The 25,339-nt window shown below is 37.8% G+C and carries 20 protein-coding genes and 1 riboswitch; of the genes, 1 reads left to right on the top strand and 19 read right to left on the bottom strand.

What is annotated here, in order from left to right:
* Nucleotides 1-47: 47 nt before the first annotated feature.
* The 5 genes from BLV55_RS02990 to rlmD form a co-directional block, all read right to left on the bottom strand.
* Nucleotides 48-722 carry an ADP-ribosyltransferase gene (locus BLV55_RS02990; protein WP_242870028.1) on the bottom strand — a complete coding sequence of 225 codons (675 nt, stop codon included), beginning with the start codon at nt 720-722 and terminating at the stop codon, nt 48-50.
* A 53-nt stretch (nt 723-775) separates the two neighbouring features.
* Nucleotides 776-1,708 carry a recombinase family protein gene (locus tag BLV55_RS02995; protein WP_093310946.1) on the bottom strand — a complete coding sequence of 311 codons (933 nt, stop codon included), beginning with the start codon at nt 1,706-1,708 and terminating at the stop codon, nt 776-778.
* A 167-nt stretch (nt 1,709-1,875) separates the two neighbouring features.
* On the bottom strand, nt 1,876-2,775 hold the full coding sequence (locus tag BLV55_RS03000; protein ID WP_093310949.1) for an SMODS-associated NUDIX domain-containing protein: 900 nt from the start codon (nt 2,773-2,775) through the stop codon (nt 1,876-1,878).
* A gap of 17 nt (nt 2,776-2,792) precedes the next feature.
* Complete coding sequence (locus BLV55_RS03005; RefSeq protein ID WP_093310951.1) at nt 2,793-4,172, bottom strand: nucleotide-binding domain-containing protein; 1,380 nt, start codon at nt 4,170-4,172, stop codon at nt 2,793-2,795.
* 322 nt (nt 4,173-4,494) lie between these two features.
* A complete protein-coding gene (gene rlmD / locus BLV55_RS03010) occupies nt 4,495-5,847 on the bottom strand; it encodes a 23S rRNA (uracil(1939)-C(5))-methyltransferase RlmD (protein WP_093310954.1) in 1,353 nt (450 codons plus the stop codon).
* A 256-nt stretch (nt 5,848-6,103) separates the two neighbouring features.
* Between rlmD and BLV55_RS03015 the strand changes: the two genes are divergently transcribed.
* Nucleotides 6,104-7,435: a GerMN domain-containing protein gene (locus tag BLV55_RS03015; RefSeq protein WP_093310957.1), complete on the top strand. Its 1,332-nt coding sequence runs from the start codon at nt 6,104-6,106 to the stop codon at nt 7,433-7,435.
* 147 nt (nt 7,436-7,582) lie between these two features.
* Here BLV55_RS03015 and pyk read toward each other — a convergent pair whose 3' ends face one another.
* The 14 genes from pyk to fdhF all read right to left on the bottom strand — a co-directional run bounded on the left by pyk (nt 7,583) and on the right by fdhF (nt 25,330).
* Nucleotides 7,583-9,340, bottom strand: a complete 1,758-nt coding sequence (pyk, locus tag BLV55_RS03020) for a pyruvate kinase (RefSeq protein WP_093310959.1) — start codon at nt 9,338-9,340, stop codon at nt 7,583-7,585.
* Nucleotides 9,341-9,373: 33 nt separating this feature from the next.
* A complete protein-coding gene (gene pfkA / locus BLV55_RS03025; RefSeq protein WP_093310963.1) occupies nt 9,374-10,333 on the bottom strand; it encodes a 6-phosphofructokinase in 960 nt (319 codons plus the stop codon).
* Between the two features lie 44 nt (nt 10,334-10,377).
* Nucleotides 10,378-13,917 carry a DNA polymerase III subunit alpha gene (locus BLV55_RS03030; RefSeq protein ID WP_093310966.1) on the bottom strand — a complete coding sequence of 1,180 codons (3,540 nt, stop codon included), beginning with the start codon at nt 13,915-13,917 and terminating at the stop codon, nt 10,378-10,380.
* Nucleotides 13,918-13,938: 21 nt separating this feature from the next.
* A complete protein-coding gene (gene yqeB, locus BLV55_RS03035; RefSeq protein WP_176968230.1) occupies nt 13,939-14,751 on the bottom strand; it encodes a selenium-dependent molybdenum cofactor biosynthesis protein YqeB in 813 nt (270 codons plus the stop codon).
* A gap of 126 nt (nt 14,752-14,877) precedes the next feature.
* A complete protein-coding gene (whiA, locus tag BLV55_RS03040) occupies nt 14,878-15,834 on the bottom strand; it encodes a DNA-binding protein WhiA (RefSeq protein ID WP_093310970.1) in 957 nt (318 codons plus the stop codon).
* A gap of 47 nt (nt 15,835-15,881) precedes the next feature.
* Nucleotides 15,882-16,301, bottom strand: a complete 420-nt coding sequence (locus BLV55_RS03045; RefSeq protein WP_093311484.1) for an NUDIX hydrolase — start codon at nt 16,299-16,301, stop codon at nt 15,882-15,884.
* A 95-nt stretch (nt 16,302-16,396) separates the two neighbouring features.
* Nucleotides 16,397-17,659: a gluconeogenesis factor YvcK family protein gene (yvcK, locus tag BLV55_RS03050; protein WP_093310972.1), complete on the bottom strand. Its 1,263-nt coding sequence runs from the start codon at nt 17,657-17,659 to the stop codon at nt 16,397-16,399.
* Nucleotides 17,660-17,678: 19 nt separating this feature from the next.
* The gene (gene rapZ, locus BLV55_RS03055; RefSeq protein WP_093310975.1) at nt 17,679-18,530 is read right to left on the bottom strand and encodes an RNase adapter RapZ; all 852 of its coding nucleotides are present in this window, start codon (nt 18,528-18,530) and stop codon (nt 17,679-17,681) included.
* Between the two features lie 76 nt (nt 18,531-18,606).
* Nucleotides 18,607-19,530, bottom strand: a complete 924-nt coding sequence (gene murB, locus BLV55_RS03060; RefSeq protein WP_408645566.1) for a UDP-N-acetylmuramate dehydrogenase — start codon at nt 19,528-19,530, stop codon at nt 18,607-18,609.
* Nucleotides 19,531-19,592: 62 nt separating this feature from the next.
* Nucleotides 19,593-20,015 (bottom strand): hypothetical protein, encoded by a 423-nt coding sequence (locus BLV55_RS03065; RefSeq protein WP_176968231.1) that lies wholly within the window; start codon nt 20,013-20,015, stop codon nt 19,593-19,595.
* 3 nt (nt 20,016-20,018) lie between these two features.
* Nucleotides 20,019-20,981 carry a GTP 3',8-cyclase MoaA gene (moaA, locus tag BLV55_RS03070; RefSeq protein ID WP_093310983.1) on the bottom strand — a complete coding sequence of 321 codons (963 nt, stop codon included), beginning with the start codon at nt 20,979-20,981 and terminating at the stop codon, nt 20,019-20,021.
* Between the two features lie 70 nt (nt 20,982-21,051).
* A riboswitch (molybdenum cofactor riboswitch) is annotated at nt 21,052-21,180 on the bottom strand.
* A gap of 99 nt (nt 21,181-21,279) precedes the next feature.
* Nucleotides 21,280-21,729, bottom strand: coding sequence for a ferritin-like domain-containing protein (locus BLV55_RS03075; RefSeq protein ID WP_242870014.1), 450 nt, complete (start codon nt 21,727-21,729; stop codon nt 21,280-21,282).
* Nucleotides 21,730-21,779: 50 nt separating this feature from the next.
* Nucleotides 21,780-22,571, bottom strand: coding sequence for a formate dehydrogenase accessory sulfurtransferase FdhD (gene fdhD, locus BLV55_RS03080; RefSeq protein ID WP_093310985.1), 792 nt, complete (start codon nt 22,569-22,571; stop codon nt 21,780-21,782).
* An 86-nt stretch (nt 22,572-22,657) separates the two neighbouring features.
* Nucleotides 22,658-25,330: a formate dehydrogenase subunit alpha gene (fdhF, locus tag BLV55_RS03085; protein WP_093310987.1), complete on the bottom strand. Its 2,673-nt coding sequence runs from the start codon at nt 25,328-25,330 to the stop codon at nt 22,658-22,660.
* Between the last annotated feature and the right edge of the window lie 9 nt (nt 25,331-25,339).

Genomic DNA, 25,339 nt, shown 5'->3' on the forward strand with positions numbered 1-25,339 from the left:
ATTAGGCTATTTTGAATTTTTTATTTTTCTGTAAATCTAATTAACCCTTAATAGAACTTTATCAATTCACACTCATAAATAAATTTTCCACATTCTTTATCTTTGTACGGATAAGAAGATAATCCTAAAAACATATTTGGAAACAGTAACATTTCTTCCTCATTTCTTATCGTTACTGAATTTACATATACCCCGATGGTTTCTTTTTTTACATATATTTTTAGCAAATTATTCTCTGATGCATATGCTTCACTTTGCTTTACAATATCCTTAATTAAACTTGTGCTCATAAACCCCTTTTCTTGAATAGGTGTTGGTCTATCTCTTTTGTTTTCTTCTATAAGATTTCCAATGAACTCATCACTTACCAATCTATATAATATTACATCACAAGGAATTCTTGGAGCACTACACAAAATAATCGATAAAATATCCGCCATTTCTCTATATAAATGCTCATCACTGTCTGCACCATTCCTTAAATAATCATTTATTTGTCGGTAAGAATAACCACAATAGCATTCTATAGGAGCGGTACAAAGGTTATTTTTAATTGTATTACCAGCAAGTTCCATCATTTTTTTATATGTATCTGCCCACTTCGAATAATGTCTCATCCCCCAATCGCGAGCTTCCTTTTCATTTTTAAATTCAATATATTGATCTTTATTCCTTATAGTCCAATGTAATTCTCCATATCTTCTTTTATTTATAGTTTTCATAATATACACAGAACTACCACCCTTATTGCTTTCAGATTTTCTTTACAAACTTATTATTCTTTACATTTTTTTGAGCTATATTTAGTACCTTTTCTTTTCTTCTCATTTCCATCCTTAACTACATTACTTCTACTTGCTTTTTCAATCTGTATTGCCTTAAACATCTCACCGATTATAATAGGTGGATTATTATTTTCGGATACATAATGAACTTCATTCTTCCCTGAATTTAATAATCTAACTATTCCTATATATTTTTCGTTGCTCAGCATAACATCAATAGTTCTTTTACTCCACTTATCTTTTCCTGTTGGTGATTTAATTTCAAGTCTTTCCAATTCTTCAATTATTCCTATAATACTTTTACCTTGAAGGTATAAGTCAAATATTAGCTGAACATTTTTAGCCTCTTCATCATCGATAATTAGGCTACCATCAACATCATTTTTATAACCATAACATTTACGGTTATATAGCTTTGATGTTCCTTGTGCCGCTCTTTGTTTAATACCCCATTTTATATTATCGCTTCTTGATTCATTTTCGGCTTGTGCTATAGCTTCGATGATAGAAATCATGAGTTCACTATCTGTATTTGCAGTATCTAAGTCTTCTTGCTCAAATATTACACGCACTCCTAATGTCTTTAGCTGATTTAAGGCTTCAAGTGTATCCACTGTATCCCTGCCAAATCTACTAATACTCTTAGTTAATATAATGTCTAGATTACGGGACTTACATTCTTGAAGCATACGATCAAATTCTTTACGAGAAGAACCTGATTTACTGGATGCTATGTCCATATAAACATCAACAAGAAGCCATTGTGGTGTGGCCGCAGTTAATCTGGTAAGAGCAGATACCTGTGCAGAAAGGCTTTTTAGTTGTTCAGAACTATTACTACTGACTCTACAGTATATACCTACTCTTCTTTCTCTCTTTGGAGGTTTGGGTGGTATGAAATGTACTCGTGGGTTACCTGACATATTGTACCCCCTTACATTTATCGATTAACTCCATACTCTTTTTCACGCTTTAGAGGTTTTGGTGGTATGAAATATACTTTGGAACTTTTAGAAATACAGCATCTTCCTTATATAACATATTCCAACTACCCAAAAATTGGATCTTATATTAATGATTAAATTGACTTCTATGGCTGAACTGTTATTGTCTCTTTGTGTTTGTTACGCCTCATTAATTTGTCTGTGTTTTCACTCAGAATTTTAGGTGTATGATTAGCAATATCGTCTTCAAGGTCATTAGTTCTAAACTTCACACCAAGTGATTTAATCTCATCGGCAGTTGCAAAGCGATACTTGTTACAGTCTACCCCCATGAGGTTTTTGAACAATTGTTCTTGCGCATCTGACAATTGAACCTCAATAATATCCGCCAAAAGCAATTCATAATGGTTAAATACACTACCATACTCAACATTAGTCATATGCCTACCACAGAATTTATACGATAACGCACCAAATGCACTTTTATCCAAAATCTCAGTTGAAAACATCTCTTCGACAAACTCCCTACTAAGATTTGATATATTTTCCCGATGCTGCGTCTTATTAAACCTTCGAACAAACTTCCTCAAGTATTCATTTTTTACCAGCAATCTATAGTCGCGCTTTGTGATTCTGTCTACTGGAATTCTGTCATCATTTTCAACTGGGATATTATCTCTCAGATAGTTCGCCTCTTCTTGGGTAAATTTGTACGCCCCACCTACTGGCTGATATTTCTTTGTTCGACCATTCCGTACTAACAAGTACTTCCCATCAACTTTTATTCTAAATAAGTAAGCAAATGAAATCCTGATAATAGTATTTTTTTGCAGAATACCAGCCCTATTTAATTTTCGCTGAGATGATTTCCAGTTCTCATTATCAGTTAAATCAATAATGCTCGGAATAAGATATGGAATTGATATGCCCGAAATCAAACTGCCAAGCATAGGGCCTACCGGAATTGACTTTAGTTCAGATAAAATTGCACATGTAGCAGCACCAACTGAGATTAGAAGCAAAAATAGCATCTTTATTATTTTCATTTGAAATCAGCCCCCTCTCAACTTACTCCAATTGGAACATTCACATGACCTATCGCCACACATACTCCATTCTTTATTAAATAACATTCAATATAATGCGGTCCGTGAAATTTGGAATTTTCTGTTATTTCTTTTCCTCTATCTTGAATTTGACCACGGATTTCATTGCGTAACTCAGCTTCACTTCCCACATTTAGTACCTTCCATAGAATCTTGTCATAAGATGGACAGTTGGTGTACCCAATCTTGCATTTCACAGAAAAGTTATACGGAATAAACCTTTTAAAAGATGTGGCATACTTATCCAAGTATTCAAAAATTGACATCAATCTAAAACCATTACCAGATACTTTGCAGTCAATCGTTACATCATATTGCTCATATACAGGGTATAAATCTTCAATAAATTCTTCCGTATCATTAAATATTTGAGATTTACGAACACTATAGCTTTCGCTTATTACTTTCTCCTCTAATTTTTCCCAATAAGAATGATTAAAGAATTTATTCCATGCTTTTACCGCTTTATTATAAGTACACCCCGCATCGAACAATACGTCTAACACTTTTAAATTAGACTCAAGACGGTTTTTCCAATTATTCATTCTATAGCGATCAACATCACGAGTAACCAATGCCCTCCCATTGTCAACCGGAGCCTCAACCTCAGTACTGCCATTAATGCGGTCAACAATTGCTTGCATAGTATGATAAAAGAGTTCATCTAGACGTGAGTACTCTGCAGCAAATTTTTCATCACATAGAACTGTTTGAATTAATCCACTTGGCATATTTTTCCAATATTCTCGTGATTTACAAAACATCTTAGATAGTCGTATAACCTTTCGGAGATTATCGCCCTTGTCCTTTATTTCTCCGATAAACCATTTTTCTAGTGCATTCAAATGTCTGTCTGACCACTCACCGCCTGCATGTTCATAAATATAGTCCTTATCCTCTGAATCTTCCTTATATCTTTTAAAAATTGCAAAGTCCACATGGTAGCCTGTCGATGTATAATTCAAACGAACACAACTTGTCTTTACATCCGGATATTCTGCAAATTGTTTTGTCTTTCTCTTTAGTGCATCTGCAACCATATTCCTGGTAGCAAGAGGTCCCAGGTTGTTAAGATTATTTGATTCAAACACTATACCAACATCAATGTCATAATCATTTTTGTCATTTTGAACAGTAGTGTACATAGCCATACTGCCTTGTATCCTGTCCTCTGCAACCTTATAGTCTTTGCCTTTTTCATTATTGTATTCTAATAAGCCATCCTTCAATCGCTTTATATTCAACTTTCGTTTTTCCCTAAGTTCACTCTGTTCTGTTGCTGGAAGCACAACTTCCCTACGATAGAACTTATTAAATTCTTTCGAACAATCATACATGATATCTCCCCCCTTAAATTCCAACTGCAACAGGTTTTTTATAAATACTTTTCTAGTTCTATTTCAACACTCTAAGCTAACTATAATCTTATCATACTTTAATCATGATGATTAGCCTATTTTCACATCTATCTTATCTCCACAACCCTCCTAATTCATCTAATCTGTCAACTCTACCCTATCACCTTAAAGGTAGTTGATATGTTACCCTAAACAAGAAAAATGAGGGTTTCTAAGCATTATCAACTCTAGAAAATCATCTAGAAAAATTAACTATACTTGGAAACCCTTGATTTATAAATGTTTTAAATACACTCTATTTCTATACCCTTGACATCAAGACAACACACTCGACATGCACTGTGTTTGGAAAAAGATCTACCGGTTGGATTATTTCTACCTGGTATCCCTTATTATCCAAGTATTTTAGGTCTCTGGCCAAGGTCGAAGGGTTGCATGAAACATAAACTATTTTTTGAGGGGATAAGGTTACTATTGCTTCCAAAACAGCTTCATCGCAACCTTTCCTGGGAGGATCAACTACGACTACTTCTGGTTTTGCTTTTTGCAATGCTAGCTCAGGAATAAAAACCTCCGCATCGGCTGCATGAAATTCTGCATTTGTAATATGGTTTCTTTTAGCGTTTATTTTAGCATCTTGTACGGCCGCTTCTACATTTTCAACACCTATTACTTTTTCTGCTGTTCTTGCCATCAAAAGCGAGATGGTTCCAATTCCACAGTATACATCCAAAACTGTCTCGTTCCCTTCCAAAGCTGTCATTTCAACTACTTGCTCATAGAGAATTTCTGTTTGGATTGGGTTTACCTGATAGAATGCATGGGGAGAAATTTGAAATTCTAGATTACAGAGAGTATCCACCATATATTCCTGCCCATAAAGCACTCTGTTTTTCGAACCCATTATTACATTGGTTTTTTTTGTATTTTTGTTGATCACGATGCTTTTAACACGAGGGAATGCCTGGGTTATTCGGTCAATTAGTTCTTTTTCCTTAGGCAGACTCTCTCCATTAATCACTAAAATAATCATTTGTTCTTCTGATTGAAATCCTACCTTTGTCACTAAATGACGTAACAAGCCTTTTTCTGTTTTTTCGTTATAGATAGAAACCTTATTTTCCCTGATATACTTTTTCAGCGTTTTAATGATCTCTTTATTAAAAGGATGTTGTATCTTACAATCATCGATACTAACGATATCATGACTTCCTCGCTGAAAAAAACCAATAACGGCTTCACCTTCTTCCAGGCCAATGGGAAACTGTGCTTTGTTTCGATATCGATAAGGCTCTTTCATTCCTAAGATTGGTCTTATTTCCTTGTTTATTTTTCCGATTCTTTGAATGGTGTCCCGCACTTTTTTGTCTTTATATTTTAATTGTGCTTCGTAGCTAAGCGTTAATGTTTGACATCCTCCGCAGTGATGATGATAGGGACAAACTGACTCAACTCGATCCTCGGACGGTTTGATGAGCTCTACAAGAGATGCATGACCAAAATTTTTTCTTTTTTTGTCCATTCTCACTTTTGCCAGATCACCTGGTATGGTTCCCTGTACAAATAGTGGAAAGCCTTCAACTTTTCCAACGCCTTCTCCCTGATGAGTCAGATCTTCTATTGTGACCGTATATATTTCTTGTTCTTTTAACATCTTTTTCTTCCTTTCCCTTTATGCCTGGTAATAATTTTTTTCCTTTTCTTGCTTGTTCCTATCATTATGATATCATATAATTATTAATGTTCCTCTCAGTAATTTATCCGATAACTATCACCGCTAAGACTTCCGCTTCTACAAAAGGGTGTTAAGTCGTGATATGTCCCTCGTTGAACAAATAAATTTTAACCTTCTGATGGAGTTATAACTCCACTAGAAACTAAAATCCTTTTTTAGAAAGTGAGTGGCTTCGATGCGAAAGATTATATCATCATTCTTGCTGATTCTTGCGCTTGCCTTTGTTGGGGCTGGATTGCCTCTTTATATGGATAGCATAGATTTAGACTTAGACTTATCTTCCGATGCTCCAGATTCGGAGAAAGAATTAGATCTGCCTTATTCTTTAGAACATCAAGAGTTAAGCGCCTCTGAACATCTTATTGAGTTCACGATTGATTTAAGCCATGTGCCGGAAGATCTCCATCCTACTTCTTCTGGTTTATTAAAGATCTCTATATTACAAAACGACCAGAAAATAAGGGATGTGTCAGATGAATCCTTCCATGCCGATATCCAGATAGACCAACATGAAAATTCCCATGCTTTATCCGGATCGATCCATTTGTTTCCTGAGGCTTTTCAAACACCTGATGGGGACTATAGGCTTCAAGTTCGATTTTTATCAGCTGACTCCAGTGATTTGATACCACCAAAGGAAATTCCTTTATCCTTTTCTTCTATCAAAGCTTATTCATCAGCTGTATGGGATGCACCGCCTAATACAACGGCTTTAACACTTTATTTTCCAGAAGAAGAGCATGAGCACCTTATTCCTATCACACGTTTTGTTCCAAGAACCAATACGACTTTAAGAGAAACTGTCACTCAGTTGGAACAAGGACCTGCTGATCATCTTGGGTTAGCCCCTGGCTCACCTATCCCAAGAGTGCCTCGTATCCATCTTTCTGCCGGTGTCACCAGCCTTTATCTTACTAGTCCGTCAGAACCATATAGTGTAGATCCTTCCATTGCCAGTACAGCCGCTCATAGCCTTATAGAGTCTTTGGGTTCTATTAATGAGGTTCACGAAATACAATTTTACTTTGATAATCAGATCATCGCTGAAGGATTCAAAGGATTAAATACGAGTGAAAGGTTTTATCCTTCTCAGAGAACTTCTTATTTTCCTGCTTTTGTAGGAACAGAAGGGAGAGCTTTACTTTTCCCTGTATATACAGATCAGACCGAAATTGTTCTTTTATTAGAAAAATTGAAATACCAAAATCAGCATGATTTCTATCATCACCGTGTTCAGCCAACGATACCGCATTTTGTTGAGTTGTTGGATCATGAAATTTCAGAGGATCGATTACTACTGAATTTCAATCCTGCCTTCAAGGAATATATCACGCAACATCCTGTTCATGGAAAAATGATGATAGACAGTATCTTGTTAACAGTAGGATCTTTACCGGACATTAATTTTGTGGAATTCCTAACGGAAGGTGAGCCAGTTCATTTGCCAGCTGAAATAAATCAAGAGTTACCACTGTCGATTCCTTCGTATATTAATCCGGAAAACTAGACAAGAAAAAGAGCCGACCTTTAAGGCAGGCTCTCCAGACAAAATGTCTGTATTCATAAAAAAGGGAGAGGATGTGTTACGAATTAATCATAACATTATTCTTTCCCTTTTATATTACCAACAAGTTAATATTATGTTAAGAAAAAATTACAGAACTTTTGTTCTTCCACTATATATTTGTCCACGAGCTGTATCGACCGTCACTATATCGCCATCTTTTAAGGTTTTTGTAGCGTCATGAGCACCAACGACTGTTGGTGTGTGTATATTGAGTCCAATAACAGCCGCATGACTTGTCAAACCACCAGCCTCGACTATTAATGCTCCTGCTTTTTCCATAACAGGAACCATTTCCGCATCTGTAAACTCACTTACCAAGACGTCTCCTTCTTTAAGTTTTTCCCAGCTGGATGGATCTTCTGTCAGGATTTTCACTGTACCTGTATAGCTTTCACTGCCAATTCCTGTTCCGTTTACGATGACTTCTCCTACAATGTGGGCTTTAATAAGGTTTGTTGTACCTGCAATGCCTACGGGTACACCAGCCGTAATCACCACAAGGTCTCCTCTTTCAATCAAATTGCATTCTAAGGCTTTTGCTATTGAAGTATCTATGATATCATCGGTAGACTCAAGGTATTCTGTTAAAACAGCATAGGTACCCCAGCTTAGAGCCAGCTGACGTGTCACTTGACGATCTGTTGTTGCGGCAATCACCAGCTGAGAGGGTCTGAACTTTGATACCATTCGGGCCGTATGACCAGATGAGGTGGCTGTAATAATAGCAGCTGCATCTAAATCCATTGCTATATGGGTAGTCGCATCACTAATAGCATCTGTCATACTGGTTTCTTTATCATTAGCTTTTTGTCTCATTAAGTCACGATAGTTAATGGAAGCTTCTGTACGCATAGCGATCTGAGTCATCATTTGAACAGCTTCTACAGGGTATTTACCTGCTGCTGTTTCCCCAGAAAGCATAATGGCATCTGTTCCATCCAAAATGGCATTGGCTACGTCTGTTGCTTCTGCTCTGGTAGGTCTTGGGTTTCGTATCATAGAATCCAGCATTTGTGTTGCTGTGATCACTGGCTTTCCAACACGATTACATCTTCGAATCATGTCTTTTTGTGCTAATGGTATTTCTTCTGTCGGTATTTCTACTCCTAAATCACCTCTCGCCACCATAATGCCATCACTGGCTTCTATGATTTCAGCCAGGTTGTCTATCCCTTCCTGGTTTTCTATTTTAGATATGATTTTTATTTTTTCAGCATTGTTTTCTTCTAATATTTCTCTGATAGCCAGCACATCCCTGGCTTTCCTGACAAAAGAAGCTGCGATAAAGTCGATTCCATTTTTAATACCAAACTCTATATCTGCTTTATCCTTATCCGTAATTGCTGGTAAGTTTATCTTAACACTCGGTACATTGACACCTTTATGATTTTTAACTTCTCCTGCATTTTCCACTCGACAGTAAATATCTGTCTGATCTTTGATTTCTTTTACTCGCAGGGAAACTAGTCCGTCATCAATCAAAATTGTATCACCAGGCTTTACATCTTGTGCTAACGCTTTGTAGCTAACGCTGCATATTTCTTTTGTTCCTTCAACTTCTCTGGTAGTTAGAATGTATTCTTGTCCTTCTTCCAATTGAACTGATGGTTCTTGAAAGCTTCCCGTACGAATTTCTGGTCCCTTTGTATCCAAAAGGATTGCAATAGGTTTTCTTATTTCACGCCGTACTTCTTTAATCACATCGATTCGAGCTTGATGCTCCTGATGCGTACCATGAGAAAAGTTCAGCCGAGCCACATTTAAACCACTATTGACTAATGCTTCAAAAACATCTTTTCTTTCACTAGCTGGTCCAATCGTACATACAATTTTGGTTTTTTTCATTCACCCTGCCTCCTTCAGTCTTACTTCTTTTCTCTAGATAGACAAAATACCTGCCAAATCATAAGTCTCCATATCCAGCTTCTTTTTCATGGCAAGCGCTTTTTCTATTTCGATAGCTACTACTTCATTACACTTCATACCCACTGTAAGTCCTTTCTTACCTTCTAATATAAGATCCACTGCTTTTGCCCCTAACTTACTCGCCAGGATTCGATCAAAAGCTGTCGGATTCCCTCCACGCTGAATATGCCCTAGAATCGTTGCGCGGGTTTCCATGCTGGTTTTTTCTTCAATTTCTTTTGCTATCTCGACCGCACTGCCAGCACCTTCTGCCATCAGAATCAAACTATGCAGCTTTCCACGATTTTTTCCGCGAATAATCTTTTGACAAACACTATCAACACTATTGGGTATTTCTGGCAAAATAATACTCTCAGCTCCTCCTGCCAAGCCGCAGTACAAAGCAATATCTCCACAATGCCTTCCCATCACTTCTACTATATTGACCCGACCATGAGAACTGGAAGTATCTCTTATTTTGCTAATAGCTTCCACCACGGTGTTGATGGCCGTATCAAAACCAATGCTGTGATCCGTATATTCCAAATCGTTATCAATAGTACCTGGCACACCAATAGCCGTTATGCCGATTTCATTTAGCTTTTGTGCTCCAGCAATCGATCCATCTCCACCTATAACGACTAACCCTTCTATGCCAAAAACATCTAATACATTTTTTGCTTTTTTCAACCCATTTTCTGTTCTGAACTCTTCCGACCTTGCCGTCCGCAAAAAAGTGCCACCCCGATGAATAATATCCGCTACCGAGGAAAGGGTCATTTCTTTTAACCGAGCATTGATCAACCCTTCATATCCTTGCTCTATTCCGTACACTTTACAATTATTGTAAATTCCATTTCGGACAACAGCACGAATAGCCGCATTCATTCCTGGTGCATCTCCACCGCTGGTAAGTACTCCTATGGTTTTCATTACATCTCCTCCGTTCCAGTAAGTCTGTTGAGATTTGATTTCTCCTATATTCCAGTCATTTTTACAGACTGTTCTCCAAAAACCCGACGAAGCATTTTTATGAGATAAGCATCTTGTTTTACCCATAAGGCTGACTCTGCTCGAAATCTCTTTTTTGTATTCTCAATATAAACCACCACAGGTATATCTCCATGATACTCTCTAAGCAACGGTTTCACTTGTTCTATGAGAGTAAGTTGGCTCGTATCTTGCACCTTAATCCATAGCAAAGGTTCTTCGCTTTTTTTTCTATGGCTCACCGGTTGTTTTGGTTGATTGTTATTTTTATTTTGGAAAGCTTTCCCTTTCCATTCCGTTGCTTTGGCTAAAGGTGCCAATTGGTTAACCAATACCTTTGGTGCTTCCTCATCCCGACAATCTAACATACCATCTATAACAACGATTTCGTCTTCCTGTACTAAAGAGAGACATTGATCAAGAACTTTCGGAAAAACAATACATTCTACAGTACCATAAAGATCTTCCAGCTGGATAATCGCCATCATTTGATTGTTTTTGGTGGTTTTCATGCTGCGTGATAGTATCATTCCACCAATAATAATATTTTGACGGTCTTTTAAGGGAGTCGTCATAGGATCTTCTACCATTTTAATAAAATCTGCTGTATTGGCTGTCATATAATTTTCCAAAATATCCTGATGCTCTGATAAAGGGTGCCCACTGAGATATAATCCCAGCACTTCTTTTTCCATGCTAAGTTTTATTGGTAAAGCAAATTCTTCCACTGAAGGATAGTTTTCAGCCATAGGTTCATTATGATCTGCCAAGTCAAGATTAAACAAGTTAAGCTGTCCTTCTAAATTTTCTTTTTTTCTTTTTGATGCACTTCCCATCACTTGTTCATACACGGCTATTAGCTGGGCACGGACATAACCAAAACTGTCAAAAGCACCTGCTTTAATAAGGCTTTCAAGGGCTCGTTTATTTAGATCTCGCGAATGCAATTTTTCGCAAAAGTCGGAGAATCCTCGAAAGGCTCCTTCTTTATTTCTTAGATGAACCATTTGTTGAATCATTTGTTTGCCCACATTTTTGATGGCGGACATACCAAATCTTATGTTTTTTCCATTAACCGAAAAATAAGACATGCTTTGATTAACATCCGGTGGCAAAACTTCAATTTTCATTCGTTTACAATCCTGCATATATTCCGCAATTTTAGCTGAGTTCCCCATAACACTTGTCATTAATGCTGCCATGAATTCCAGCGGGTAATGACATTTCAAGTAAGCTGTTTGATAGGCCAGGACAGCATAGGCAGCAGCATGAGATTTGTTGAACGCATAGTTAGCAAAATCGATCATTTCATCATAGATTTGATTCGCTGCTTTTTCCGGTATTCCTCTTGAAATACAACCATCAATCTCCGTGGTTCCGTCATCTCTTTTTTTACCATAGATGAAGTTTTTCCGTTCTTCTTCCATAACGTCCATTTTCTTTTTACTCATTGCCCGGCGAACGAGATCGCTTCTCCCATAGCTATAACCGGCTAGGTCCCGAACTACCTGCATTACCTGCTCCTGATAAACCAGGCACCCGTACGTAACATCCAGAATGGATTCCATTGATTCATGAATGTACTGGACTGCTTTCGGGTTTTTCTTGTTACGGATATATTTGGGAATGGAGTCCATCGGTCCTGGTCTGAACAGAGAAATGCCAGCAATAATGTCTTCAAAACCTGATGGCTTTAATTCTTTCATAAACTGAATCATTCCAGCACTTTCCAGTTGAAACACGCCCAAAGTTTCCCCTCGACTAATTAAATCATATACCTGCTGGTCATCAAAATCCATACGGCTAAAATCCGGTGGTTCTCCACCACTAAAAGAAATATTGGCCAGGGCATCCTGAATAACCGTCAGGGTTCTAAGACCAAGAAAATCCATTTTTAACAGCCCTAATTCTTCTAAAGTCCCCATAGGAAACTGGGTAGTGATACTGTTTTCATGCATATAGAGAGGCACATATTCTTCTAAGGATTCTCTGGAAATAACCACACCAGCCGCATGCGTAGAAGCATGTCTAGGCATTCCTTCAAGCTTTCTTGCCATTTTAATTAAGTAAGCAGCTCTTTGATTTTCTTTCGTTAACTGCTTTAACTGTGCATTTTGTTCCAGGGCTTTATCAATAGTCATGCCTATGGCCATTGGGATCATTTTAGCAATCTGATCCACTTCTGCGTAAGCCATATTAATAACCCTTCCTACATCCCTGATGGCTGCTCTGGCAGCCATTGTTCCAAAAGTTATGATTTGTGCAACTTTATCTTCTCCATACTTTTCAATGACGTATTGGATGACTTCTTCTCTTCGTTCATAACAAAAGTCAATATCTATATCTGGCATGGATACTCTTTCCGGATTTAAGAACCGTTCAAATATTAATCCGTACTTAAGAGGGTCAACATCTGTAATACCTAAGGCATAAGAGACAAGACTTCCGGCAGCACTTCCTCTTCCCGGACCAACGGGAATTCCTTTTTCTTTAGCAAACCGGATAAAATCCCAGACAATTAAAAAATACTCCGTATATCCCATATTGCGAATAGTATTTAGCTCATGTTGTAACCGCTCACAAATGGCTTTATCCGGATCAGCATATCGATCGTATAAGCCTTCCCAGCATATTTTTTTCAAATATTCATCCAGTTCAATGCCCTCAGGCGGTTTATATTCAGGTAAATGAATGGTGTCGAAATCAAATTCCACTTGGCATCTTTCAGCGATTTTAACTGTATTTTCAATAGCTTCTGGTATTTCAGAAAATATAGACGCCATTTCATCATAGGATTTAAGATAAAAGTTATCGTTAGGAAATCTCATCCGAGCTTCGTCATCTTGATTTTTTCCTGTTTGGATACACAGCAGTATATCGTGAGCTTCTGCATCTTCTTTACGAATATAGTGTACATCATTAGTAGCGACTAAGGGTATATCTGTATCATGACTCAACCGTATGATTTCTTGATTAACGATCTTTTGTTCTTCCAGGCCATGATCTTGAAGCTCCAGATAAAAATGGTTTTCTCCAAAAAGATTCTTCAAAAAAACAGCCAGCTCTTTAGCTTTTTCATATTGCTGCGATAAAAGCAACTGCTGAATGTCACCTGCCAAGCAGGCACTTAAACAGATTAGACCTTTTGAATGCTTCTTCAGTAATTCATAATCGATTCTTGGTTTGTAATAAAATCCTTTTAGATATCCGTAAGAAACAATTTTCATCAAATTTTGATAGCCTTCATTGTTTTTAGCTAGCAATACTAAATGACCCTGTTCTTTATCCTGAGCAGGGTCCTTATCTTCCAACCTTCTTGCTGCTGTATATACTTCACAACCAATTACCGGATGAATATTTCTTTTTTTAGCCTCTCTATAAAAATCAACGACACCAAACATGGTGCCGTGATCTGTAATGGCAACAGCCTTCATATCTAGCTCTTTAACTCTGTCCATCAACTCGCGAATAGTAGCAAATCCATCCAGAAGGCTGTATTCCGTATGCAAATGAAGGTGTGTAAACATAAAGATCACCTTTTTTCTTTGTTAATCGATATTAATTTTCTTTTCATTTTTAAGGTACATAATAGCTTCCAAAACACTACCGGCCACATCACGAGACCTTTGAGATAGTCTGTAACATTGTTCTTCGCTAACTTCCGGATCAATCTCCAGAATCTTTTGGTCTTTCCAGACCCGACTACCTTCTTTTACAATTCCACGCAACATCCCATGCTGCTGGGCACGTATGATATGTCCTGCTATTTCGGCTAGTTTCTGTCCTTTGGAAACCTGATCGCCAATCTCTGCAAAAGTTTTAACAATACCGTCAGAAGGCGAGTTTTGAACCTTATTATATTCAAAACCATCACTTTCACCAGGCATACTTGTTTCTGGCTCTGCCATTCCTTCAAAAATGATACGACCCTGGTCATGACCTACTTTTGTTTCAATCACAATATCCACGTCTTGCCCTGCCGTAAAACCAGGTCCGGTTGCAATCGTAATAGCTGCCATGTCCCGATGTGTCCCTAAATTCTTTTTTGCCATAATCGCATCTACAAGAATATCAACAGGTATTTCTTTTAAGACCTCGCATTCAGAATCAATAATAATCGGTATTTGTTTATTTTTCCAGACTTCTAATATACCTTCCACATTTTCCACTTTTATGCCTTTAATTCCCTGTACCATCATTTCATTGTCAAATACAGCCTGGGCATAAGAAACAGTCCGACGAATGGAGAACGGGTTGTTATTCTCAATGATAAATACTTTAAATCCACTTCTGCGAAGCTTATGTGCTATTGCTGTTCCAACTTCTCCGCCACCACGTATGGCAACGATATCCCGCAACATACCATCCACTCCCCTTCTTTGATCATGACTATCATATAGCTGCGGCGCTTGGTATTCTCTACCATTATACTCTATTTCTATTATAAGTTGAAGCATAAATAGGATGAAAGGAACGATAAATTTTTCTTATTTCTTTTTTCCATTTCTTAACTTTTTTTCAATCTGCTCCAACTTTCTAAATCGATGATTCACACCAGACTTTCCTATCGGTGGATCTATTTTTTCGCCCAACTCTTTTAAGCTGGCCTCGGGATATTTAAGTCTTATGAAGGCAATGTTTTTAAGCGTTTCCGGTAATTGTTCCATGCCAATTCGCTGATCAATATACTTTATCATTTCTACCTGTTTCATCGAAGCTTGCACTGTCTTACTTAAATTGGCTGTTTCGCAATTAACAATACGATTAATATCATTTCTCATTTGTTTTAAGATCCGAATGTTTTCAAGGGTTAGCAACGCATTATGAGCTCCTATAATATTAAGTAAGTCAACGATTTGTTCTCCTTCTTTTATATAGAGCACATGATAACCTTTCCGCTCAATAATTCGGCCTTCGATACCATATTTTTTTAAAAGCTGCTGTATATGCTGAAGATGCTGAGCTCTATCAGAAACATACTCAAGGTGATAGTTTTTTTCTGGTGAGCTGAGAGAACCACTAGCTAAAAAGGCTCCTCGCAAAAATGCTCTTTTGCATGCTTCATCTTTTAACAGTTTGACTGGATTATCATATTGTAATGAAATACAGCCATTTTCAATTTTAATTAACTCTGTATTCTGAAGAACCTTTTTGCTGGCTTCTGTATTCTGTACGATTAACCTATATTGCTTGTTTTTACGAAAACGATTTGCTTTGGTCACCTGAATTTCTGTATGAATAAAAAATGTTGATTTAATCATTTTGAAAATCTTCCGAGCAGTAGAAGGGTTTTCTGTTGTTAAGCTAACCGATAAACCCTGTCTTCCTTTCAAATCTATCGAACCGATGGCACCGATAATTCCGGACAATTCTGCCAATTGGCAACATCGCTTATCTGGGATTATTCTGGCCAACTCTTCTTTTGTATCCGTAGAAAAAGACATTTATAATCCCTACTTTCTTTTACCAAAATAAACCAACAAGTTGATTTTCACTTTACTGTTTCAACATCGTTTAACAATGCTTTTAATATCATTTTTTGCTCATCAGAGTATTTAACCATTTCCAATACTCTATCTCTATGTACAAATCTTGCGTCAATAAATCCTTCTTTTTTTAAGGGAGAGCATCTTAACATTTTTGATTTCATCAAAAACCAATGCACTGTTTTATATATTTTTTCATTTTTTGCCCATCCTGCTTGATACACATAATGAATAGAGCCCAGGTATTTAATGATTTCCGCTTTCACTAATGACTCTTCATATACTTCTCGATAAGCTGCTTCCCGTATCGTTTCTTTTTTTTCTACTTTGCCTTTCGGAAGCACCCAGTCTCCATTGTATTTTTTTAGTAGTAAAACGGCATTCCCGCATATCACCACACCACCCGCACTGGTTTCATATCGCATTTTTTCACCTCGCTGAGGAAGCACTCTGGCATTCCTGTAAATTTCACTCTGTCATCTTCATGTATCTTACCAAAAGCACCTGCTATGAGGATACGTTAGTTCGACAAGTAATATTCAATGAATTTAGATGTTTTATAGGCATCGTGCCTAACATAGTCGTTTTTAATTTCCACCAGATCTTCTTCCACTAAATGAATCTGCTGTTCTTTTAATGCAACCTTATCATTTTCATCAGGCAAAACCATTTTTGCCCCTTCCAGCGCATATTTTTCTTCAATTTGTACCGGAACTTTTTCTTTGTTTGCAATGACATAGTCAATCCTTTTAAGGCCGGTGTTTTTTAAGAGTGCTTCCACATGATGCCTCACACTAAATTGATCCGTTTCGCCTGGCTGCGTCATAATATTTGGTAGATAAAAGGTAGTCGCTTTTGATTTATTAATGGATTCAGCAACAGGGTTAATCAAAAGATTGGGAATAATACTGGTATACAAGCTACCCGGACCAAGAACAATAGCATCGGCTTCCTGAATGGCGTTAAGAATTTCCGGCAAAGTGGACGCTTTTTTAGGTCTTAAAAACACAAAATCAATGGGACTATCTTCTTCTAAACTCTTTTCAGGAATTTTAGATTCACCTTTAATAATTTTACCATTTTTAAGCTGAGCATATAAGGTGATGTTTTCTAAGGTTACTGGGTAAACCTGACCTTTAACAGCCAGTACTTCATTCATTTTCTTAATAGCTTCTTCAAAGCTTCCGCTGATCCCATTCATAGAAGCAATAAATAGATTTCCAAAGCTTTGTCCTTTTAACGAACCTTCTTGAAAGCGATATTGTAACAAGTTTTCCATGGTTGGCTCCATTTCAGACAGGGCTAAAATACAGCTTCTTATATCACCAGGCGGGAGCATCCCCAAATCCTCTCGAAGAATTCCAGACCCACCCCCATCATCAGCAACCGTAACTACGGCCGTAATATTTGATGTCATTTGCTTCAGCCCTCTCAAGAGGATAGACAGGCCAGTACCACCACCAATCACAACTACTTTTCGCCCTTTTGCTAAGACTTGTTTATCATAAATCATACGCTGAATATGTTTGCTGTTTCTATGCACACCCTGAGTAAAGGGAGTTGTTTGAAGGTTTTTTAATAAAGAAGTAAACCCTCGCTTAAAAGCTACACCGAATAAAAAACAGCCTGCAACTCCGAATAAAACCATTATCATCCAGTGAATATCAAAAAAATATACAACAATATGACCTGCTGGAATCGAAATTAAAAGCAGGCCTAGGACGCCTATCAAAATCCATCTTTTTAGCTGCAACCCTGGCTTTAACCAGTGAATCCACTTCATGTAATACCCTCAACCCTCTTTAATCGATGTCTCGATGGTTTACAATGGTTCTAAAATCACCTTTTTGAAGGCGGTTTTCAAGTTCTAACGCCATGGTAACAGAACGATGCTTCCCTCCTGTACAACCAATAGCTAATACTAGTTGGTGTTTGCCTTCTTTCATATAGTTAGGCAAAAGAAACCGTAACATGCTTTCTAATTTTTCAACAAAAATCGTTGCATTACTATCTTTCATCACATATTCCTGAACTTCAGAGTCTTTTCCCGTTAAATCCCTAAGCCTATCGTCATAGTAAGGGTTTTGAAGAAATCGTACGTCCATCACAAGATCGGCATCTAAGGGAATTCCGTACTTAAAACCAAAAGAAGTAATATTCAATAAAAAATAATTATCTAAATCTCCCTCTTGATAAATATGCCTTAATTCTTCTTTTAACTGACCCGGAGTTAATCGTGATGTGTCCAGAATAGTGGATGCCATTTCTCTTAGAGATTGAAGTTCTTCTCTTTCTTTTTTTAAGCCTTGTTCGATGGATCCATTTTGAGATAAGGGATGGACACGCCTCGTTTCCTTGAATCGCTTAATCAGAACATCATCGCTGGCATCTAAAAACAAGATATCATATTCATAACCAAGCTTACGAAAAGCCGTCAGGCTTGGAAATAGATCTTCAAAAAACAGACCTCCTCGAATATCCATCACCATAGCAATCTGTCCAACCATTCCTCTTTTTTTATCACATAGCTCTGCAAACTTAGGAATTAATGCAGGCGGCAGATTATCAACACAATAAAAACCCAGATCTTCCATAAACTTAACCGTTAAACTTTTCCCTGCACCTGAAACACCTGTAATAACTACGAATTTCATTGTTCACACTCCATTTTATTGATAACTCCCACCGTTAACGTCTCGGTAAACCAACCAGGTTTACCCAGGTTTTCTGTTATGAACGTCCAATAACTCTTAGTTCAGATTCTAGTTCAACCTCGTACTTTTCTCTTACTTTGTTTTTAATCATTTCCATTAGGGTAAGGACATCGGAAGCTGTTGCCCCACCCATATTTACAATAAATCCAGCATGCAATTCTGAAACTTTAGCTCTTCCCACAGTGCATCCTTTTAATCCGCAATCTTCTATCAGTTTTCCAGCAAAAAATCCTTCCGGCCGCTTAAATACACTTCCTGCGCTAGGTAAGTCATAGGGTTGCTTTGTTAACCTTCTTTTCCAATAATCATTGGTTATATTCTTTATTTCCTCCCGGTCTCCTCTTTGAAGCTTCAATACTGCTTCCACAATAATTTCTCCCGTTGCCTGTATCCGGCTACTTCGATATCCCATTTTCATATCTGGATGATCGATGGTATTTATTTTTCCCTCAAGGCTCACAGTGGTGCATTCAGATAAAATATTTTTCATTTCGCCACCATAGGCTCCCGCATTCATCGTCAGAGCGCCTCCCAATGTTCCCGGAATACCTGAAGCGAATTCAAATCCCACCAGTGACATTTCTTGTATTTTTTTCGCAAGGCAATTAAGACTAATGCCTGCTTCTGCATATACGTATTCATCTGAAAATTGAAGAGCTTTCATACAGCTGCCAATTTTCATAACGATCCCTTCAATTCCAGCATCCATTACCAGCAAGTTACTCCCTTTTCCAATGACGGTTAAAGGAATGTTATGCTTATTACAAAAACGAATAATGTGTATTATTTCCTGTTTAGAAGTAGGCATGATTAGAACATCAGCCTTTCCTCCTATTTGAAAAGAGGTATGCTGACTCATTGGCTCGTTTCGTCTGAACCGCTCAGCAGGAAACTGTTCTTCTAACTTTGTTAACCATCTAGCTTTATTCAAACATCTCACTCCTGCAATCAATAGTTATGATCAGTTATTAAATGACTGTCATAAACATTATAGACTTTTCCTTATGATCGGTCAATCAGCAGGTTGATTGGATCCTTTACTTTTATATGATTTTGATTGAAGGGTTTGGCGTAAATTATTTGTTTTTTCCAGTCGCATATTTCATGCGTATTTTTGTATTTAGGGCAGTCTGGATGACATTGTGCTTTTTTTTCTAAAACAAAAAGCCCGGCATTTCCTATAAGAAATTTAGTGCCAGGCCTTCGATAAGCATCGTTTATGTTGCTAAGAATGATATTGGGCTTAAATCGCTGATGACAAAACCCTTGTAGTAAATCATTTTTTTGCTTTTCTCTATCTTGTAATGACTGTAATGTAATGTCTGACTCTTTTGACCCTGCACAGATTTCTTCCGTCCGGACAGATGATTTTTCACACCAGCCAACCATAGGATCTTTTATCCATATACTCACTACACAGATCACCATTCATCCTCCTATTTGGAACATATTGCGTTCACTATAGATAGCGTTTTCCTGATTTAAATGATGACGCTCCGGCTTTGCATCAATGGCTGATCTAATAAAATTTTCAATATTTTGAGGATCTTTTCTTAAAGCCATCAATACGTCAAACTCTACATTCGAATGCAAGCATGGCTTTAATTTCCCATCACTGGTCAGACGAATTCGATTACACTCGCCACAAAAATGATCACTGATAGGATTGATAAACCCTATCTTTCCTTTCGCTCCAGCTAATTGATAATATTTTGCCGGACTTCCTGAATTTCCTTTTAGGGGATGCAAAAGTCCCAGCCTATTTCTAAGCGTCTCATTTGAAATAAATCTTGTTTTAGCCCAGTGACTTGCTTGCCCTACTGGCATAAGCTCAATAAAACGAACATCTATCGGGTGATCATAGGTTAAGTTTGCAAAATCATCCAACTCGTCTTCGTTATATCCGCCAATCATAACCGTATTTAACTTGACCGGCATCATGCCCAAATCTATTACTTTATCGATGCCATTCATCACTTTTTTCAGTTCTCCGCCTCTGGTTATTTCCTTGTATCTTTCTTCCTTTAACGAATCAATGCTAATGTTAAACCGAGTTAGCCCAGCTTTTTTCAAAGGTTCTGCCATTTCTTCCAAAAGGCTTCCATTGGTGGTCATTGTTATCTCATTAATGCCTTCTATGGCTGCTAATGAATAAATTAAGTCAACAACCCCTCTCCTCACCAAAGGTTCCCCACCCGTAATGCGCAGCTTGTTTATTCCTAACGGAACACTGGCTTTAACAAGAGTTATCATTTCCTCATAGCTCATCATATTTTTATGTGATTTTTTCTGTATTCCCTCTTCCGGCATACAGTATAAACATCTCATGTTACAAAGATCCGTAATGGATATTCGCATATAGTTAATTTTACGTTGATACTGATCGGCCATTACGTCCCTCCTAACTCATTTAAGTTATTATTTTTAGACAAAAAAACAAGACGGCCAGGAAAGGTGTCTTGTTAGAAGTCAGCATTTTTTCCTTTCCAATCGCGGGAGGCATAAAAATTTCTTTTTATACCCTTGGCTGATTTTCATAGACGTTCGAAAAACATCCTTAGAAATAAACAGCTCGGAAAATATTAACTTGTCTACATTATTGTAAATATTATAACATATCTCATGCCAAATGTATACATATCCACTAAAAGGTGCTATCCACAATAGGTTAGCACCTTTTACAGATGAATTACCAGACTTCTGCAAAAGCAGCGTTTGTATAGATATCTTCCAATCGCGTTTTATGGCCTTTTTCCATTTTTACTAATTCTAAAAAGGTTTGTTTTTGTTGTTCTTCTTCACTTGCATTCGCAAACTGTTGGTACATATCCATTGCCTCTTGTTCTTTTTTCATAGCAAGCGCAATCGCATCCTTAAAGCTCATATCTGTAGAAAGTTTTTGTTCTTCAACGGTTTCGGCAACTTTGTAATCTTTTGTTTCATCAAACTTCATTTCATCCTGCTTTTTATCAAAGTAAGATTTCAATATCATTTCATGTTTTTTTTCTTCTTCTGCTAATTCCTTAAAGGTAGATTTTAATGTTTTATCCTCTATTTTTTCTGCCGCATCTTTGTAAAACTCATGGGCCTCCACTTCGTTTTCAACAGCCATTTTTAATATCTCTTTATAATTTTTCACTTCGCTCCACCTCCATCAAGTTTTCATCTTATTTGCCTGATGCCACTCCATTACTTAGAATATGTTACCCGATCTGAGTGTGCATAAACATTCATTCTATTTCCTCTGGCAAAACCCACTAAGGTTATGTTCATTTGTTCTGCTACCTCAACGGACAAATCAGTAGGCGCCGATCTGGATACAATCATAGCTATTCCTTGCTTAGCTGTTTTAATCAACATTTCTGATGAAATTCTCCCACTAGTTAAGAGCCATTTTCCTTGCAATGATATATTGTCTTTCATCGCATGACCGATTGTTTTATCCAATGCATTGTGTCTCCCTATATCTTCATGAAAAATAAGCATTTGTTTTCCATCGCATAAAGCACAGGCATGAACGCCTCCCGTTTCCTTAAAAAGAACTGATTGTTTATTAAATGTATTCGAGAGTTCCAAAATATGCTTTGCCTCTACGTGAAACTGATCTTTTACCGGTTTTGCGGTTAATGAATCCAACACATCATAGAACACAGTCCCTTTTCCACAGCCACTGGTCAATGTTCTTTTTCCATGAATTTTCATTTTAGAAAACACTTGTTCGGATATAGTAATATGTCCATAACCCATTGCGTCCTCTATCCTTATGCTTTCAATATCTTCCATGGTTTTAATGAGGCCTTCTGAGTATAAAAACCCAATCATTAGGTACTCCAGATCTTCTCCTGAGCATAGAAGGGTTACAAATTCTTCATCATTGATATAGAGGGTAAAGGGTTTTTCTTTTGCTACTTGATCCTCTACTTCTTCACCACTATTGTCGCGCACTCGAATAATATTGACTTTTTTTGATATGGCGCTCATTAAACATTACTCCTTTAAACGCTGCTAACCACAGAAAATCTTTAAAGCAGTCGTGCTAACTCCTAATTTAGCACGACTGCCTTTCTTTATGCTAATTTTTCAATGGTAATACCCGTTACTTTAAGTCCTGGTATTTTACTGAATTTATCAAACTCCTCACCATTAGTCAGTACATTCGCACCTTCTGACCAGTGGAATGGTATAAATAAAACATTTTCTTCCACCCGATCCGTTATTTTTGCTTTGATTTTCACTTCACCACGACGGGATTTTACTCTTACAAAATCTCCCTCTTCAATGCCCTTTTGAGCAGCCAGTGCTGGATTGATTTCGATATAAGATTCTGGTGCTATTTTATTAATACCATCGGTTTTGCCAGTCATGCTGCGAGTATGATACTGGTAAAGAATTCGGCCAGTTGTAAGCACCAATGGATATTCTGGATCACCTAGTTCGCTGGATTCAACAAATTCTATGGCTTTCAGAAGTCCAGTTCCTCTTGCTGGTTTTCCAATATGCAGAATGGGAGTCCCCGGATGTTCTTCTGTTGGGCATGGCCATGCAATACCTTTTTCTTCAAGTCTTTCATAGCTAATGCCCGCATACTGTGGCGTTACCTGGCGAATTTCTTCAAACACTTCTTCTGCACTGTCATACTGTTTTTCATAGCCTAGCCTGTTCATTATCTCCATAAAGATTACCCAGTCTGGCTTTGCTTCTCCAGGTGCATCAACAGCTTTTCTAACACGTTGAACCCTTCTTTCTGTATTGACAAAGGTTCCATCTTTTTCAGCAAAAGCGGCTGCTGGTAACACAACATCAGCAAGCTCGGCTGTTTCTGTCAGGAAAAGATCCTGAACGACCACAAATGCTTTCTTTAATGCTTTTTCAACATGATGGGTGTCCGGATCAGAAACCATTGGGTTTTCACCGAATACGTAGAGCATTTTTACTCGATCTTCTTCAATGGCTTTAACCGTATCGGTGATCGTCAGACCTGGTTTATCTGATAGCTTAACTCCCCACGCATCTTCAAATTTCTTTACAATCGTCTCATTCGTTACTGGCTGATATCCAGTAAATACATTAGGAAGCGCTCCCATATCACAAGCGCCCTGAACATTATTCTGACCACGAAGTGGATTCACGCCACCACCAGCTTTACCCAGATTACCCGTTAGCATTGCCAGGTTCGACAATGTCATAACACTTTCTGTTCCTGTCACATGCTGAGTAATTCCCATACAATAGATAATGGTAGCTGTACCTGCTTCACCATATAAGCGAGCTGCTTTTCGTATATCTTCCGCATCGACTTCGCATATTTCTGCTACGTATTCTGGTGTGTATTTTTCAACAACTTTTTTCAGTTCATCAAAACCTTCTGTTGTATTCTGAATATACGCTTTGTCTTCCAGTCCTTCTTCAAGAATAACGTTCATCATGGCATTGTGCAAAGCGACACTTGTCCCAGGTTTTATTTTCAAGAAAACGTCGGCATATTCTGCCATTTCAATTTCTCGAGGATCAGCCACTATTAATTTTTTGCCAGCTTTTATGGCACGTTTTAACTGAGCTCCGATCACCGGATGATTTTCCGTTGTATTTGATCCAGTAATAAACATGGTATCCGCCGTTTGGATATCGGCAATGCTGTTCGTCATCGCTCCGCTTCCTAATGTCGTTGCAAGACCTGCAACCGTAGAGGAATGTCAGAGGCGGGCACAATGGTCCACATTGTTGGTCCCGATAGCCGCACGCATCATTTTTGTCATCAAATAATTATCTTCTGTCAAGCCACGAGCAGAAGAAAAACCTGCAACAGCGTCTGGGCCGTCACTTTCTTTAATTTCTTTGATTTTACTTGTTATAAGGTTATATGCTTCGTCCCAGCTAGCTTCTGTAAGCTCTCCATTTTTTCGAATAAGTGGTTTTTGGAGACGGTCTGAATGACTAACAAAGTCAAAAGAAAATCTACCTTTAACACACAACAATCCTTCGTTGCAATGTCCTGTTACCGGCAATACTTCCATGATTTTGTTGTCCTTAACCAGAAGTTCCATTTGACATCCAACACCACAGTAAGAGCAGGTTGTCTGTACTTTATCCACTTCCCAGTACCTGTACTTTTCTCGTCGTTTTGGCATAAGGGCACCCACCGGACATACGGATACACAGTTTCCACAAGAAACGCATGTGGATTCTGAAATTCCTTGCTCAAAAGGAGTTCCCACATGAGTTTCAAAACCTCGATCCACAAAACAGAGTGCATCTGTGTTTTGGACCTGAGAACACATGTATACGCATTTTCCGCATAAGATGCATTTGGTCTGATCAGCTGTATAGAACTCATTCGAAACATCTTTTTCATAGCTTTTTCTTGCGCCATCATAAGAAGTTTCTTCTATATCATATTGATAACAGAGATCTTGTAAAGTACATCTACCAGCCTTTTCACAAGTAAGACAATCCAACGGATGGTTTGCAAGAATTAAGTCAAGTATCTCTCTTCTAGCTTCTACAACCGCTTCGCTTTCTGTCTGAACTATCATTCCATCTGTAGCAGGGATGCAGCATGCCGTCATCAATGAGCGGGCACCTTCCACTTCTACAACGCAAATCCGACATGATCCATGAGGCTTAAATCGGTCATCATAACAAAATGTCGGGATTTTTATTCCAATTTTTTCGGCAGCTTGAAGTATCGTAGCTCCTTGCTCTACTTCTACTTCAAAACCGTTAATAGTAAGATTTATCATCCTGATCCT

Origin of the sequence: Tindallia californiensis, from assembly GCF_900107405.1 — a bacterium.
GTDB lineage: Bacteria > Bacillota > Clostridia > Peptostreptococcales > Tindalliaceae > Tindallia > Tindallia californiensis.